16 protein-coding genes are annotated in these 15761 nt (G+C 67.2%); 14 read left to right on the top strand and 2 right to left on the bottom strand.

Annotated elements, in window-relative coordinates; genetic code table 11:
- Window positions 1-118: 118 nt before the first annotated feature.
- Entirely contained in the window at window positions 119-1108 is a 990-nt protein-coding gene (locus AC3FKH_RS28420) for a SphA family protein (protein WP_488679033.1), read from the bottom strand.
- A gap of 177 nt (window positions 1109-1285) precedes the next feature.
- On the opposite strand from AC3FKH_RS28420, the gene AC3FKH_RS28415 reads away from it, so the two are divergent.
- The 11 genes from AC3FKH_RS28415 (at window position 1286) to leuA (ending at window position 12266) form a co-directional block, all read left to right on the top strand.
- Window positions 1286-1480, top strand: coding sequence for a hypothetical protein (locus AC3FKH_RS28415; RefSeq protein WP_488679032.1), 195 nt, complete (start codon window positions 1286-1288; stop codon window positions 1478-1480).
- A 145-nt stretch (window positions 1481-1625) separates the two neighbouring features.
- Window positions 1626-4445, top strand: a complete 2820-nt coding sequence (locus AC3FKH_RS28410) for a monovalent cation/H+ antiporter subunit A (protein WP_488679031.1) — start codon at window positions 1626-1628, stop codon at window positions 4443-4445.
- Window positions 4445-4816 carry a Na+/H+ antiporter subunit C gene (locus AC3FKH_RS28405; RefSeq protein ID WP_488679056.1) on the top strand — a complete coding sequence of 124 codons (372 nt, stop codon included), beginning with the start codon at window positions 4445-4447 and terminating at the stop codon, window positions 4814-4816. Before AC3FKH_RS28410 ends, AC3FKH_RS28405 begins: the two co-directional genes overlap by 1 nt.
- Window positions 4813-6354: a monovalent cation/H+ antiporter subunit D gene (locus tag AC3FKH_RS28400; protein WP_488679030.1), complete on the top strand. Its 1542-nt coding sequence runs from the start codon at window positions 4813-4815 to the stop codon at window positions 6352-6354. Before AC3FKH_RS28405 ends, AC3FKH_RS28400 begins: the two co-directional genes overlap by 4 nt.
- Before the next feature lie 4 nt (window positions 6355-6358).
- A complete protein-coding gene (locus tag AC3FKH_RS28395) occupies window positions 6359-6862 on the top strand; it encodes a Na+/H+ antiporter subunit E (protein WP_488679029.1) in 504 nt (167 codons plus the stop codon).
- The gene (locus tag AC3FKH_RS28390; RefSeq protein WP_483732227.1) at window positions 6847-7119 is read left to right on the top strand and encodes a K+/H+ antiporter subunit F; all 273 of its coding nucleotides are present in this window, start codon (window positions 6847-6849) and stop codon (window positions 7117-7119) included. The genes AC3FKH_RS28395 and AC3FKH_RS28390 overlap by 16 nt, the downstream gene beginning before the upstream one ends.
- 2 nt (window positions 7120-7121) lie before the next feature.
- Entirely contained in the window at window positions 7122-7547 is a 426-nt protein-coding gene (locus AC3FKH_RS28385) for a Na+/H+ antiporter subunit G (protein ID WP_488679028.1), read from the top strand.
- Between the two features lie 31 nt (window positions 7548-7578).
- Window positions 7579-8460, top strand: a complete 882-nt coding sequence (gene bla, locus AC3FKH_RS28380) for a class A beta-lactamase (protein ID WP_488679027.1) — start codon at window positions 7579-7581, stop codon at window positions 8458-8460.
- 198 nt (window positions 8461-8658) lie between these two features.
- Complete coding sequence (locus tag AC3FKH_RS28375; protein WP_488679055.1) at window positions 8659-9729, top strand: CapA family protein; 1071 nt, start codon at window positions 8659-8661, stop codon at window positions 9727-9729.
- 64 nt (window positions 9730-9793) lie between these two features.
- Window positions 9794-10252, top strand: a complete 459-nt coding sequence (locus AC3FKH_RS28370; RefSeq protein ID WP_488679026.1) for a GNAT family N-acetyltransferase — start codon at window positions 9794-9796, stop codon at window positions 10250-10252.
- A gap of 346 nt (window positions 10253-10598) precedes the next feature.
- Window positions 10599-12266 carry a 2-isopropylmalate synthase gene (gene leuA / locus AC3FKH_RS28365; RefSeq protein ID WP_488679054.1) on the top strand — a complete coding sequence of 556 codons (1668 nt, stop codon included), beginning with the start codon at window positions 10599-10601 and terminating at the stop codon, window positions 12264-12266.
- A 30-nt stretch (window positions 12267-12296) separates the two neighbouring features.
- Here leuA and AC3FKH_RS28360 read toward each other — a convergent pair whose 3' ends face one another.
- Window positions 12297-13178, bottom strand: a complete 882-nt coding sequence (locus AC3FKH_RS28360) for a LysR family transcriptional regulator (protein WP_488679025.1) — start codon at window positions 13176-13178, stop codon at window positions 12297-12299.
- A gap of 101 nt (window positions 13179-13279) precedes the next feature.
- On the opposite strand from AC3FKH_RS28360, the gene AC3FKH_RS28355 reads away from it, so the two are divergent.
- From AC3FKH_RS28355 to AC3FKH_RS28345, 3 genes are read left to right on the top strand one after another with little or no spacing between them, the layout of a single operon-like run.
- Window positions 13280-14404: a muconate/chloromuconate family cycloisomerase gene (locus AC3FKH_RS28355; RefSeq protein ID WP_488679024.1), complete on the top strand. Its 1125-nt coding sequence runs from the start codon at window positions 13280-13282 to the stop codon at window positions 14402-14404.
- 27 nt (window positions 14405-14431) lie between these two features.
- Window positions 14432-14710, top strand: coding sequence for a muconolactone Delta-isomerase (gene catC / locus AC3FKH_RS28350; RefSeq protein ID WP_276100453.1), 279 nt, complete (start codon window positions 14432-14434; stop codon window positions 14708-14710).
- A 55-nt stretch (window positions 14711-14765) separates the two neighbouring features.
- Window positions 14766-15761, top strand: coding sequence for a tripartite tricarboxylate transporter substrate binding protein (locus AC3FKH_RS28345; RefSeq protein WP_488679023.1), 996 nt, complete (start codon window positions 14766-14768; stop codon window positions 15759-15761).

Below are 15761 nucleotides of genomic sequence, written 5' to 3'. Positions count from 1 at the left end.
TTGTGTTGTTTGTGGTCCCCTCGTTGTGGGGGGGGGGGGCGGCGGGCCCCCCCCCCCCCCCCCCGCCAGACCTCAAGGATACACAGGCGCCGGCTGCCGGGGCCGCCTTGCGCCTGTATCAGAAGACCAGTGTCGCGGTCCCCATGAACGTCCTGGTGCTGTCGATGCGGTTCTTGCTCGCCACGGTGGGGACCCAGCGCAGGCCCAGCGACAGCTTGCTCTTGGCGCCAACCTTGGTGTCATACGTCACGATCGGGCCCAGCGCCCAGTCGTGCCCGCGAAAGCCGTTGAGCCGGTCGGCGGTCGGGCCGCTGTCGCTGCCGAGCTGCTGCGTGGTGCCCGCCACCAGGCCAGCGCCGAAGCCGTTGGCAAAGCGCTTGAGCACCATGGCATCGAGCGTGAACAGCGGGGCGTTCTGGTAGTCAGTGGCGTTGTTGCGCGTGTAGAACTGGAGGCCGGCCACCGCGTCGAATTCCAGGCCGTGCTCGGGCAACAGCTTGGTGAAAGCCACCTGCGGAATGAAGGTCCAGTTGTTCAGGCTCGGGTTGGCCAGCGCGTTCTTGTCATATTGCCCGGTCGGTGCCCAGATGTTCAGGCTCAGCGCCATGTGCGCCGTCTGGGAGAAGTGGTAGCCCGCGATCAGCGGCGTGAACGTGATATCGAACAGGTTCGATGCCCGGTCTTCCGTGCGTCCCTGCAGGCGGCCGGCATTGAACGTCGCGCCGACCTGTGTCCAGACATAGGGCAGGGTGAAGCTGGAGGCGAAGTTCCACGCGCCCGGACCGGTGTCCCAGACCTTCATGATGGTGGCCAGCGTGAACGCGATCTCCGCGTCGATGCCGACCGAGGTCTGGCCGATGACGGGCACCTGCCGGCCGCCACCGACCGACCCGTTCAGGTAGATCTCGCCAAGGTTGACCACGGTAACCGGCTCGGGCGCAACGATGCCGGCATTGGAAAGCACGCTGGTCCCCGTGACCGGCCGTCCCAGCGCGCCTTCGGTGGCCCGGGCGGGCACCCAGGCGGCGCCCAGGCAGGTGGCCAATGCCGCCGCGAGCAGGCGGGGCGAAAGGAAGCGGCGCGTGGGCCGGGCTGGCACGTCTGGCATGTTCTGTCCTCGGTTGCTGGCTGAGCAGGGGCGGGGCATGGCGAATCTGGACTTCTGGAATGTACTAAATTTAGTTTTCCAGCTACGCGCATTGTGGCCGTCGCGCGACGCGTCATGAAGTCAATGTTTTTATATCCGCATTAACAATGTCCCGAGGATGGGACAGAGGACGCGCGCATGTTCGACGCCTTCGGCCACGACCTCGAAGCCGAGTTTGTGCGCCAGCGTTGCGCATTCAGAATCTTTTTGTGCGGCAGTGAATTTTTTCGTGTGCCGCGCGAAGATGGGCCGTTCCGCGAGCAGGGCGGGCACAATTCAATGATCCCGAGGGCAGTATTGCTCACGCCCGGTGGCCGAGCGGGTCGTTTTTGACTCGATTCATGACCCGTTCGGGTTGACCGGTGAAGCCGGTGCCGGAGTCCTCGCCATGACCGCAACCGGGCCGGCAATCGCGACAGGCCGGCACAGGCGCCATGGCAGCGGCGCTCGCCAGGCTGCGAACTGACGGAGGATGCCGATGGTGCTGGTCCTGCTGATCGCGCTGCCGCTGGTTGCCGCCGTGCTGACATGGCTGGCGGGCAAGCATGCCGTGCGGCTGGTGGCGCCGATTATCATCGGTTTTCCGCTGGCGGCGCTGATCCTGCTGCTGCGCGCCCGCGAAGCCGTGTTCGAGCAGCCCGGGCACGCGCTGGCCTGGCGCGTGAACTGGCTGCCCGACCTCGGCCTGAACCTCAGCCTGCGGCTCGACGGGCTGTCCTTCCTGTTCGCGCTGCTGGTCATCGGCGTGGGGCTGCTCGTGGTCCTGTACGCGCGCTACTACCTGCCGCGCAATGCCTCGTCGGTGCGCTTCTTCTGCCTGCTGCTGACATTCATGGCGGCCATGCTCGGCGTGGTGCTGGCCGATAACCTGCTGCTGCTGGTGATCTGCTGGGAACTGACCAGCATCCTGTCGTTCCTGCTGATCGGCTTCTGGTCGTGGCGCGAGGACGCGCGCCAGGGCGCGCGCATGGCGCTCACCGTTACCGGCGGGGGCGGGCTGGCGCTGCTGGCCGGCGTGCTCCTGCTCGGACGTATCTGCGGCAGCCTGGAGCTGTCCGACGTGCTGGCCCAGGCGGGCAGCGTGCAGCACCATCCGCTGTACCTGCCGATGCTGGTGCTGGTGCTGCTGGCCGTGTTCACCAAGTCCGCGCAGTTTCCGTTCAGCTTCTGGCTGCCGCATGCCATGGCCGCGCCCACGCCGGTATCGGCCTACCTGCACTCGGCCACCATGGTGAAGGCGGGCGTGTTCCTGCTGGCGCGGCTGTATCCGGTGCTCGATGGCACCAACGCGTGGTTCTACCTGGTCAGCATGACCGGCCTGGTCACGCTGATCATGGGCGCGGCGCTGGCGTTGCTGCAGCGCGACCTGAAGGGGCTGCTGGCCTATTCGACCATCAGCCACCTCGGGCTGATCACGCTGCTGTTCGGGCTCGACACGCAGTTGAGCACCGTGGCCGCGCTGTTCCACATCATCAATCACGCCGTGTTCAAGGCGTCGCTGTTCATGGCCGCCGGCATCATCGACCACGAAACCGGCACGCGCGACCTGGACCGCCTGCGCGGCCTGGCGCGCTACATGCCGCACACAGCGGTACTGGCCAGCGTGGCGTCGCTGTCGATGGCCGGCGTGCCGCTGTTCAACGGCTTCCTGAGCAAGGAGATGTTCTTCGGCGAAACGCTGGCGCAGGGCTTGCTCGGCGATTTCAACTGGGTGATCCCCGCGGCCGCGACCGTGGCCGGCGCCATGACCATGGCGTATTCGCTGCGCTTCAGCTACGGCGTGTTCCTTGGCGGCGACAAGCCCGACGTGCCCAACTATCCGCCGCATGAACCGCCGCGTTTCATGAAGTTGCCGGTGGAGTTGCTGGTCGTGATCTGCCTGGTGGTCGGCCTGGCGCCGGCCTATACGGTGGGCAACCTGCTCGCGGCCACGGCGCTGGCCACGCTGCGCGCGCCGCTGCCCGACTACAGCCTGCACCTGTGGCACGGCTTCAACCTGCCGCTGGTCATGAGCCTGGTCTCCATGGCGGGCGGGGCGGCGCTGTTCTTCCTGCGGCGCGATGCGCTGCGGCGCTGGCAGCGCGTCATCGAGCCGCTCAGCGCGCGCCGTTCGTTCGAAGCCGCCATCGCCACGCTGGAACGACTGGCCCGCACGCTGACGAGGCGCATGGAGAACGGTTCGCTGCAGCGCTACATGGCCTGGATGCTCGCTACGCTGCTGGCCGTACCGGCTGCGTTTCTGGTGGATCTCGACGCGCTGGCCGGTCCCGCCCCGGATGGCGCGATCGATCCGATGGGGGCGGCCTGCCTGGTCTTGCTGGCGCTGTGCGCGGTGGCCGTGGTGGGTGCGCGGCGGCAGCGTGTGGTAGCGCTGGTGTTCCTGAGCACGTGCGGCCTGCTGGTGTCGCTGATCTTCACGCGCTTTTCCGCGCCCGACCTGGCGCTCACGCAGATCTCGGTCGAGGTGGTCACCGTGCTGCTGCTGGTGCTCGCGCTGTTCTACCTGCCGCCGGAGCCGGTGACGCCGCCGGCGGCCGCACGGCAGTTGCGCGACCTGGTGCTGGCGCTCGGCGGCGGTGGCCTGCTTGCCGCCTGCGCGTATGCGGTGATGACGCGGACCTATGATCCGGTGTCCGGCTTCTACGTGGACAACGCGGTGCCCGGTGGCGGCGGCCACAACGTGGTCAACGTGCTGCTGGTCGATTTCCGCGGCTTCGACACCCTGGGCGAAGTCTGCGTGCTGCTGGTCGCGGGGCTGGCCGTGCAGGCGCTGCTGCGCGGCATGCGCCTGCACATGCCCGATGCCGGGCCGGACGGCAAGGCCTGGTCGGCGCAGCGGCATCCGCTGCTGCTGGCCATGCTTGCGCGGCTGATGCTGCCGCTGACGCTGCTGGTCTCCGTGTTCCTGCTGCTGCGCGGGCACAATTTGCCAGGCGGTGGCTTTATTGCCGCGCTGATCACTTCGGTCGCGTTGCTGCTGCAGTACGTCGCCAATGGCGTGCGCTGGACCGAGGCGCGCATCGCCCCCGACTACCGCGCGCTGGCTGGTAGCGGAATCCTGGTGGCGGGGCTGACAGGGCTGTGCAGTCTCGCCTTCGGCTTTCCGTTCCTGACCACGGCCTTCGGCCATTTTCACGTGCCCGGACTCGGCGAAATCGAACTCGCGTCCGCCATGGTGTTCGACCTTGGCGTCTATGCCACGGTGACCGGCACCACCTTGCTGATCGTCTCGCATCTCGGTGTGCGCAACACGCCGGCAGCGCTTGGCCGCCCACAGCGCGGCAAGGAGCGTGCATGATGGCCGCGCTTTATTCCGGCGCCATTGGCGTGCTCGCCGCGTGCGGCATCTACCTGCTGCTCAGGGCCCGCACCTTTACCGTGGTGCTCGGGCTGACGCTGCTGTCGTATGCCATCAGCCTGTTCCTGCTGGGCATGGGCCGGCTCGTGATCGGCAGGCCGCCCGTCATTGCGGACGGCGCGCACTACGCCGATCCGCTGCCGCAAGCGCTGGTGCTGACGGCCATCGTCATCGCGTTCGGCATGACGGCGTTTGCCGTGGTGCTGTCGCTGCGCTCGCTCGGCCTGACCGGCAGCGATCATGTCGATGCGGCGAGCCAGCCCGGCCGCGACGCCGCGGAGGACGCGCAGACCACGGAGCCTCGCTCGTGAACCACGTGCTGCTGCTCCCCGTCCTGCTGCCGATGTTCGCCGGCGGACTGCTGACCGCCATGCCGATGCACCGGCTGCGCGCGCAGCGCGTGGTGTGCATGACGGCCACGCTGCTGCTGGTGCCGGTGGCGGCGCTGCTGGTCGGGCGCGCGGCGGACGGCGGCATTGACGTCTACCAGCTCGGCAACTGGCAGGCGCCGTTCGGGATCGTGCTGCAGGGCGATCGCCTTGGCGCGCTGATGCTCGCGCTGACCGCGCTGTTGGCGCCCGCGGCACTGGCGGCGGCCGGACCGAAACTGGTGCGCGCGGGGCGCCATTTCCATGCCTTGTTCCAGTTCCAGCTGATGGGCCTGAACGGTGCCTTCCTGGCCGGCGACCTGTTCAACCTCTTCGTGTTCTTCGAGATCCTGCTGATCGCGTCGTATGCGCTGCTGATCCACGGCGCGGGACGCGAGCGTATCGGCGCGGGGCTGCACTACGTGCTGCTCAACCTCGTGGCCTCGTCGTTCTTCCTGGTGGCCATCGGCATGCTCTATGGGCTGACAGGGACGCTGAATCTCGCGCACATGGGTCTTCGCCTGCAGGGCCTGCCCGACGCCGACGCGCCGTTGGCCGCGGCGGCGGGCGTCATGCTGATGCTGGTCTTCAGCCTGAAGGCCGCGATCTTTCCGCTGTACTTCTGGCTGCCGCGCGCCTATGCGGGCACGGCGGGCCCGGTGGCCGCGCTGTTCGCGGTCATGACCAAGGTCGGCCTGTACGCCATGCTGCGCTGCGACGCACTGGTGTTCGGCGGCGCGCAGGGGCTGCTCGTGGCATTCATGCAGGCGTGGCTGCCGGTGCTGGCGCTGGCCACGCTGGCAGCGGGCGCCATCGGCGCCCTGGCTGCCACCAGCCTGCGGTCGCTCACCAGCTACCTGGTGCTGGCATCGGTCGGGCTGCTGGGCATTGCCGTCGGCATGCAGACCCCGGCCGCCTGGGCCGCCGCGTTGTACTACCTGCTGAGCACCACGCTGTGCACGGGGGGATTGTTCCTGCTGGCGGATGCGCTGGAGCCCGCCGACGCGAACGGGCAGGGCGCGGTCGTGGCCGGCACGCGGCTCGCCGGCTTGCTGTACCTTGCTGGCGCGGTGGTAGCCGTGGGCCTGCCGCCGCTATCGGGATTTATCGGCAAGGTCATGATCCTGCGCGCCGTGCCGCCGGGCAGCGCGATCGTCTACTGGCCCGCCATCCTGGTGTCCGGACTGGTGCTTCTGGTGGCGGCGTCGCGCACCGGCACGCGCCTGCTGTGGCGCCTGCCGCATGACAGCGCGAACGCGGTGCAAGAAGCGGGCGCGCTGGTGCCAGCGCGCGTACGGTCGCGCCCTGAAGGGCGCAAGCTCGCCTGCAGCGCGTACCTGCTGGCCTGCAACGTCATGCTGACGGCGTTTGCGGCGCCGGTCAGCGCCTATGTTTCCCAGGCGGCTGCGCAATTGCAGGACCGCCCGGCCTACATCCGTGCCGTGCTGCCGGCCGGCGTGCTGCCACCGCCGCAGAGGTAAGGCCATGCTCGCCCGCCAGTTTCCTCATCCATGGCTGAGCCTGATCCTGCTGCTCATGTGGCTGCTGCTGTCCAACAGCCTGGCGCCGGCACACTGGCTGCTGGGCGCGGTGCTGGGATGGGGGCTGGGGCGGCTGGCCGACCTGTGGCTGGTGCTCAGCCCGTTCCGGCTGTCGCGGCCGGGCCTGATGCTTCGGCTTGCTTTCCATGTGCTGATCGACATCTTGGTGGCCAATATCGAGGTCGCCATGCTGGTGCTCGGACGCACCGCGCGGCTGCGGCCCGCTTTCATCGTGGTGCCGCTCGATACCGAACACGAACTCGCCACCACTGCGCTCATCAGCATCGTCTCGCTGAGTCCGGGCACGCTGTGCGCGGAACTCAGCGACGACCGCCGCAGCCTGCTGGTACACGTGCTGGACCTGGACGATGAAGCGGCGCTCGTCGCGCGCATCAAGTCCCGCTATGAAACGCCGCTGAAGGAGATCTTCCTGTGCTTGCCATCGTGATTCCCGTTTGCCTGGCGATCCTGGGCCTCGCTTTCCTGCTGACCTTCGCGCGCCTGGTGCGTGGGCCCGCGCTGGTGGACCGCATCGTGGCGCTGGATACGCTCAATATCAACGCCATCGCGGTAATCGTCGTGCTCGGCATCGGCCTGCGCTCGTCGATGTTCTTCGAAGCGGCGCTGCTGATCGCCGTGACGGGCTTTGTCGGCACGGTCGCGCTGACCAAGTACCTGCAGCGCGGCGACATCATCGAGTACTAGCCATGCAGCCGAACCTCGATGCTTCGCTGGGCACCATCGCCGAACTCGCGGTCTGCGCGCTGCTGCTGGTGGGCAGCCTCTTCACGCTGGTCGGCGCCATCGGCCTGTTCCGGTTGCCAGACGTCTTCATGCGATTGCACGGACCTACCAAATCGACCACGCTGGGCGTGGGCGGCGTGGTGGTGGCCTCGGTGGTGTACTTCAGTTGCCAGGGGGACAGCACCAGTTTGCATGAACTGCTGGTGACGGCCTTCCTGTTCCTGACCGCGCCGATCAGCGCGCACATGCTGGCCAAGGCAGCCATCCAGCGTCAGCTTCCGGTCGATCCACGCACGCGTGGCGGCCCGTGGGCCGCGGTAGGGCGGGAAGAAGGCGAGCCGGACACATCAGCCGATGGCGCGGAAACCAGCGGGCAAGCGGGCGGTTAGAATGGCCGGCTGATTTTCACCATTGCCTCCCATGGTTCCATCGATCTCTCGCCGCACCTTGCTCCTGGCCGCCGCCGCGGCACCGATTGCTTCCGCATGCGCCGGGCCTGCGCGCGTTGCCGCGTCCGACGCGGGCGAGGAGCTGGCCGCTCTGGAGCGCCGCGCCGGCGGCCGTCTTGGCGTGTTCGCGCGCCACACCGGCAATGGCCGCGAAGTAAGGCACCGTGCCGAAGAGCGCTTCCCCGTCTGCAGCACCTTCAAGGTGATCCTGGCCGGCGCCATCCTGCAGCGCAGCGCCGCAACGCCAGGGCTGCTTGAACAGCATGTCCGCTATACGCGCCAGGATCTCGTGGCCTATTCCCCGATCACGGAAAAGCATGTCGCGGACGGGATGACGGTGGCGCAACTGTGCGCCGCCGCGATCCAGTACAGCGACAACGGCGCGGCAAACCTGCTGATGCGCCGCATCGGCGGGCCGGCGGGTGTCACGGCGTTTGCCCGTTCCATCGGAAATCCGACTTTCCGGCTCGACCGCTGGGAAACCGAACTGAACACCGCCATTCCCGGCGACCCGCGCGATACCTCGACGCCGGCGGACATGGCAGCCAGCCTGCAGGCGCTGGCATTGGACAACGCCTTGCCACCCGCACAGCGCAGCCTGCTGCAGGATTGGCTGCGCGGCAACACCACTGGCACCGCGCGCATCCAGGCGGCCATGCCCGCGGGCTGGCACATCGGCGACAAGACCGGCAGCGGCGACTATGGCACCACCAACGATATCGCCGTGCTGTGGCCACCGGCCGGTGCACCCATCGTCATCGCGATCTACTTCACGCAGGCCGCGCCCGATGCGAAGTGGAGCAACGAGACCATCGCCAGTGCGGCGCACATCGCGCTTTCCGGGCTGGGCTGACACCAACGCTGGAAGACGCCCGGCTGGCGGCGTTACCATGCAGGCAGGCCACTGGTCACGCAGAGGGGTGAGTGAGCGCACGGATGCTTCGTCCCGCGGAGGCGCTTCTCGGGACGTCCTGCGCCGGCGGCCGGCACAAGAGTTTTGCGCAGGGAGCAACAGGTGAGCGCAATCCGTTTGTTCCTGTGCGGCGATGTGATGACCGGGCGCGGCATCGACCAGATCCTGCCGACACCGGGCAATCCACGGCTGCACGAATCGTATCTCCGTTCCGCCACCGGGTACGTCGAGCTTGCCGAGCGCAGAAACGGCGCGATCGCACGGCCGGTATCGCCGGCCTATATCTGGGGAGACGCGCTGCCCGAGCTGGAGCGTCATCGCCCGGATGTGCGCATTGTCAACCTGGAAACCGCCGTAACCACCAGTGACGACGCCTGGCCCGGCAAGGGGATCCACTACCGGATGCATCCGGCGAATGTCACCTGTCTTGGCGCCGCCGGCGTGGATTGCGCGGTGCTGGCGAACAACCACGTACTGGACTGGGGGCGCGCGGGCCTGGAGGAAACCGTGGCGACCCTGCAGGCGGCGGGGATCGCCGTGGCCGGTGCCGGGCGCAACGAACACGAGGCGGCGCTACCCGCCGCGCTCGCCGGTCCACATGACAACCGTGTGCTGGTGTTCGCGTGCGCGATGGCCAGTGCAGGGACGCCGTCCAGCTGGGAAGCCACCAGCAGCCGCCCCGGTGTTGCCCTGTTGCACGATTGCTCCGCCGCGAGCCTCGCGCGCCTTCGCGAGCGGATCGGCGCGCAGCGCCGTGATGGTGACGTGGTCGTGGTGTCGATCCACTGGGGGCCGAACTGGGGGTATGAGGTGGAACCCGAGCGGCGCCGGTTCGCGCGGGCGCTCATCGACCTGGCGGGCGTGGATGTCGTGCACGGCCATTCGTCGCACCACACGATTGCCATCGAGCTGCATGCGGGCAGGCCGATACTCTATGGCTGCGGCGATTTCATCAACGACTATGAGGGGATCGGCGGCTACGAGGCCTTTCGCCCGGATCTTGCGCTGATGGTCTTCGTCGCGCTCGATTCCGCGGGTGGCGCGGCCGACCTGAGGCTGGTCCCGCTCAAGCGGAAGCAATTCCGGCTGGGCTACGCGCCACCAGACGATCTGGACTGGTTGCAGCAGATGCTGTGCCGGGAAGGCAGTGCGTCGGGTACCCATGCGGCGCGTTCCGGCGAGCATGAGCTGCGAATCCGGGCAGATTGAGACCGAGCGCCCGTTTGCGCTACCCTCTGGCATTGTCCAAGCCACCTCGGGAGTCCCTTGCGCCATGGAATGCCGGCCGCTATGCATCGATGATCTGGAACTGGTGTGTCGCCATCGTGAGGCGATGTTCCGCGAAGCGGGCCGCGACGCGTCGACCCTTGGGGCGATGCAGGGACCGTTCCGCGACTGGCTGCGCCCAAGGCTGGCGGACGGCAGCTACTTCGGCTGGGCCATGGAGGAGGGCGGCGCGCCGCTTGCCGGCATCGGACTGATGGTGATCGAATGGCCGCCGCATCCCGCGCATCCGCTGCAGGACAAGCGCGGCTACATCCTCAATCTCTATGTCGAGCCCGCGCATCGGCAGCGTGGCATCGGGCAGGCGCTGATGACGCGCGCGGAGACGGAGTTCGCTCGCCGCGGGATCGCGTTTGCGATCCTTCATGCCACCGAAATGGGGCAACCAATGTATGCGCGCATGGGCTGGAGCGCGACGACGGAGATGGCCAAGCCAATTGCCGGGTGACAGGGTGGCGACGCCTCAGTCCCATTGCGCGGCAATCGTGGCGCTGGAAATTCCGGTTCACGTTTTCGCAAAGCCTCTGCTAGAATCCCCCGCATGTCTTGCAAGCGCCTCGCCTCCCTATCCCTGCGCCGCCTAGCCCTAGTGCTCGGCCGGGATCTGCTTGCTTGAGTCCTTTGGCGCCTGAATCGACCGATTCGTTGCGCGCCACCTGATTTCCCCCTGATCCCGGCCCACGAAACAGCCTTCGCCATGCGAAGGGCTGCAGGGGAAGTCACATCGTCTTTTGCCTGATTGACTCCCGCACGGCCCGCAATGGACCGTCCGGCACCCGGATTCGTGGACCATGATGATTGCCCAGCCCTCCGCCAAGTACCAACCGTTTCCGCCCGTCGGCCTCACCGACCGCACCTGGCCCAACCGCACGATTACCAACGCGCCCGTGTGGCTTTCCACTGATCTGCGCGACGGCAACCAGGCGCTGTTCGAGCCAATGAACGGCGAGCGCAAGATGCGCCTGTTCCTGGAACTCGTGCGCATCGGATTCAAGGAAATCGAAGTCGGCTTCCCGTCCGCGTCGCAGACCGACTTCGACTTCATCCGCCGGCTGATCGACGAAGACCTGATTCCCGACGACGTGACCATCATGGTCATCACCCAGTCGCGCGAGGAACTGATCGAACGCACGGTGGAGGCGCTGAAGGGCGCGCCCAAGGCGATTGTCCACGTGTACAACGCGATCGCCCCGGCCTGGCGCCGCATCGTATTCGACATGAGCGTGCCGGATGTGATGGGTCTCGTGCGCCACCACATCGGCTACCTCAAGCAGCTCACCGACCAGCATCCCGAAACGAAGTGGACGCTGCAGTATTCGCCCGAGACTTTCAGTGCGGCCGAACTCGAAGTCTCGCTGGAAGCCTGCCACACGGCGATCGAGGCATGGGGCGCCAGCGCGGATCGGCGCGTGATCATCAACTTGCCGACCACTGTCGAGAACGCCACGGCCAATGTGTTCGCTGACCAGATCGAATGGATGCACCGTCGTCTCGTGCCGCGCGAGCATATCGTGCTGTCGGTGCATCCGCATAACGATCGCGGCACCGGCGTCGCCGCGGCCGAGTTCGCCATGATGGCCGGCGCCGACCGCGTGGAAGGCTGCCTGTTCGGCAATGGCGAGCGCTGCGGCAACGTGGACATCGTCACGCTCGCCCTGAACCTCTATACGCAGGGCGTTCATCCCGGACTCGATTTCTCGGATATCAACGCCATGGCGCGCATTGCCGAGGAATGCACGTCGATTCCCGTGCATCCGCGTCATCCGTATGCGGGCGACCTGGTCTTCACGGCGTTCTCGGGCTCGCACCAGGACGCGATCAAGAAGGGCTTTGCCGCGCAGGCTCCGGACGGGGTGTGGGAAGTGCCTTACCTGCCGATCGATCCGGCCGACCTCGGCCGTACTTATGACAGCGTGATCCGCGTCAACAGCCAGTCAGGCAAGGGCGGCATTGCTTTCATGCTCGAACGCGAGCATGGCGTGGTCATGCCGCGTCGCATGCAGGTGGAGTTCAGCGCGGTCGTGCAGCGAGCCACCGATGCGAGCGAGACCGAGATCAGCGGCGCGGAACTCTGGAAGCTGTTCCGGCAGACCTACCTGTCGTCCGACGCATCGGGCCCGGGCATCGCCTATCACGCCTACAAGCTCGACGAGAGCGGGGAGGGCATTGCGCTCGACGTGACGGTCGACGGCGTGCGCAAGACGCTGCACGGCAAGGGCAATGGCCCGATCGCAGCGGCGGTGCATGCGCTGGACCTGCGCCTGCGCATCGATGCCTACGAAGAGCGGGCCACCGGCGCCGGCGCGGATGCGCAGGCAATGGCGATTGTCGAAGCCGCGCTGGACGGCGTGCCCGGCGCCGGCTTTGGCGTCGGCATGAGCCACAACATCGTCGAAGCGTCGGTGCAAGCGGTGGTCAGCGTGGCCAACAGGCTGGTGCGGCAGCGCCGCGCTAAGGGCTGATGCATTGTCCAGCGCTGCAGCTGCGGTGCCTTATTGCCCTTGCCGCATGACCCAGGCTACCGCCTGGGCCAGGAACAGCGAGCTGTCGCCAACGCGATAGCTCATGATGACCGGGGACACGAACCCTGGCGCATCGATCGGGCAATAGCGGACATCGTCGCGATGCAGGCGCTGGATCGATGCCGGCACCAGCGTGATGCCGACACCAGCCGCCACCAGCCCTAGCGCGGTCTGCAGTTCGTTGGCTTCCTGCGCCACACGCAACTGCAGCCCTTGCGCGCGGAACAGCGACAGCAGGTGATCGGCATAGCTGGGCCGCGGTCGGGCCGGGTACAGGATGAACGGGCGCGTGGCCAGGCCTTGCGGCGTCAGCGTGGCCTGGGCCGGCGCCGGCTGGCTGGCCGGCACCGCCGCCACCAGCGGCTCGGCCATCACCACCTCCTGCCGGATCGCCGGGTCATTGATGGCAAGGCGGCCAAAGCCCAGGTCGATGCGGCCGGACTTCAATGCCTCCACCTGTTCGACGGTAATCATCTCGGCCAGCCCGACTTCCACCTGCTGCGGCGATCCGCGCAGTTCGCGGATCAACTCCGGCAGCACCCCATACAAGACCGACGGCACAAAACCGATGCCAAACCAGCGCTTGTCCTGCGTGCCGATGCGGCGCGTGCTCTCGATCGTTTCTTCGAGCCGCTGGGTCAGCTGCGTGGTCTGCTCCAGCAGGAACCGGCCCGCTTCGGTCAGCCGTAGCCCGCGTCCGACACGGTCGAACAGCGCTACGCCGACCTCGTCTTCCAGCTGACGGATCTGGCGTGAAAGCGGCGGTTGCGCCATATGCAGGCGCTCGGCGGCGCGCGTGACATTGAGTTCCTGGGCCACGACCTGAAAGTAACGCAGGTGCCGGAGTTCCATTGGCATACCTATAGGGTATTGATTGAGACATCATCGGTCTTGGACGCAGCCAACGTCAAGCTGCATACTTCATCGACATCTCTCCTTAGCCGCATATAGGTATGACAGCCACGATTACCTCGGTCGAAGCCATCCTGGTCGACCTGCCCACCATCCGGGCCCATCAACTGGCCATGGCCACCATGCAGCAGCAGACGCTGGTGATCGTGCGGCTGCGCTGCAGCGACGGCATCGAGGGCATCGGCGAGGCCACCACCATCGGCGGCTTGTCGTATGGCGACGAGAGTCCCGAAGGCATCAAGCTGACCATCGACACCTACCTGGCGCCCGCGCTGGCCGGCCAGGACGCCACCAACGTCCACGCCGCGATGGCTCGCCTGAACAAGATCGCGCGCGGCAACCGCTTCGCCAAGTCGGCGCTGGAAACCGCGCTGCTCGATGCGCAGGGCAAGCGCCTGGGCGTGCCGCTCGCGACGTTGCTGGGCGGCGCGGTGCGCGCCACGTTGCCGGTACTGTGGACGCTCGCCAGCGGCGATACCGCGAAGGACATCGACGAAGCCGAGCGCCTGCTGGCCGAGCGCCGCCACAACACCTTCAAGCTCAAGATCGGCCGGCGCAGCGTGCGCGACGACGTGGCGCACGTGTCGGCGATCAAGCGCGCGCTCGGTGACCGCGCCCGCGTGACCGTGGATATCAACCAGGCCTGGAACGAAGCCGATGCCGCCGGCGGCATCGCCATGCTCGAAGCCGCGGGCATCGACCTGATCGAGCAGCCCACGCCGCGCGAGCAGCGCACGGCGCTGGCGCGGCTGGCGGCACGCTTCGTGGTGCCGATCATGGCGGACGAGGCCGTGTGCGGTCCGGAGGATGCGATGGAACTCGCGCGCATCGGCGGCGCCGACGTGTTCGCGCTGAAGATCGCCAAGTCGGGCGGCATCTTCGGCATGCTGCGCACGGCTGCCGTGGGCGATGCCGCTGGCATCGCGCTATATGGCGGCACGATGCTGGAGGGCAGCGTGGGCACCATCGCTGCCGCGCATGGCTTCTGCACGTTGCCGCAGCTGGCGTGGGGCACGGAGCTGTTTGGCCCGCTGCTGCTCAAGGATGACATCGTGGTCGAGCGGCCCACTTACCGCGATTTCAGCCTCCATCTGCCGCAAGGCCCGGGGCTGGGCCTTGCGCTCGATGAAGACAAGCTCGCGCACTACCGGCGCGATCACGCCTGAACAACCTGACTCACAAAGAGGAACGCCATGCTTTACCTGGTCCGGATGGATGTAAACCTGCCGAACGATATGCCCGCCGCGCAGGCCGATGACATCAAGGCGCGCGAAAAGGCGTATGCCCAGCAACTGCAGCACGAAGGCAAGTGGCAGCAGCTGTACCGCGTGGTCGGCGAGTACGCCAACTACAGCATCTTCGACGTGGCCTCGCACGACGAGCTGCATACGCTGCTGTCGGGCTTGCCGCTGTTCCCTTACATGAAGATCCACGTCACGCCGCTGGCCAAACACCCGTCGTCGATCCGCTGAAACGCGGTCCGGGACAAGAACAACCCGCATTGCGCGGGCTCGAAGAGAGGAGACCATGAAGACGTTGTTCCAGCGGCTGGCCTGCACCGGCCGCGCAGGCGCGCTTGCCCTGGCGGCAAGCCTTTCGTTCGCCGCACCGGCCGCGCACGCGGCCTATCCCGACCACCCGATCCGCTGGATCGTGCCGTTCCCCTCGGGCGGCGCCATGGACAACATCGCCCGCACGCTGGGCGAAGACATGTCGCGCACGCTCGGCCAGTCGATCGTGGTCGAGAACCGGCCCGGCGCCGGTGGCAATATCGGCGCCGAACTGGTGGCGCGGTCGCCGGCCGACGGCTATACGCTGATCATCGTGGCCAATGGCATGGCCGTGAACCAGGCGCTGTACGGCAAGCTGTCGTATGACCCGGTCAAGGACTTTGCGCCGGTCTCGCTGCTGGCCGTGGTGCCGAACGTGCTGGTCGCCAACAAGGCGCGCCGGCAGGAAACCACGGTCAAGGAGGTGATCGCACACGCGAAGGCGGCGCCCGGCAAATTCACCTATGCCTCGGCGGGCAACGGCACGTCGATTCACCTGGCGGCGGAACTGTTCACGTCGATGGCTGGCGTGGATATGCTCCACATTCCGTACAAGGGCAGCGGTCCGGCCATGACCGACCTGCTGGGCGGGCAGGTGGACTACATGTTCGACAGCATCACGTCGGCCAAGCCGCAGATCGATTCGGGCAAGCTGACGCCGATCGCGGTCACCACCGCCAAGCGCTCCAGCGCGCTGCCCAATGTGCCGACCGTCGCGGAGGCAGGATTGCCCGGCTACGAGCTGTCGCCGTGGTTCGCGGCCTTCGTGCCGGCCAGGACGCCGCAGCCGGTGATCGACACGCTGAACCGCGCCATGCTTGAAGCGCTGCGCAAGCCCGCGGTGCAGAAGCGCCTGGCGCTGATCGGCGCGGAGCCGATCGGCAGTTCTCCGGCCGTGCTGCGTGACCACCTGGCCAGGGAAACCGAGAAGTGGGGTGCGCTGATTCGCCAGCGCGGCATCCGCGCTGACTGA

This window comes from Cupriavidus sp. 21MJTG02-4, from assembly GCF_057798975.1.
Note: the sequence above shows the minus strand (reverse complement) of the source record. Positions and strands in the feature narration are given on the sequence as shown.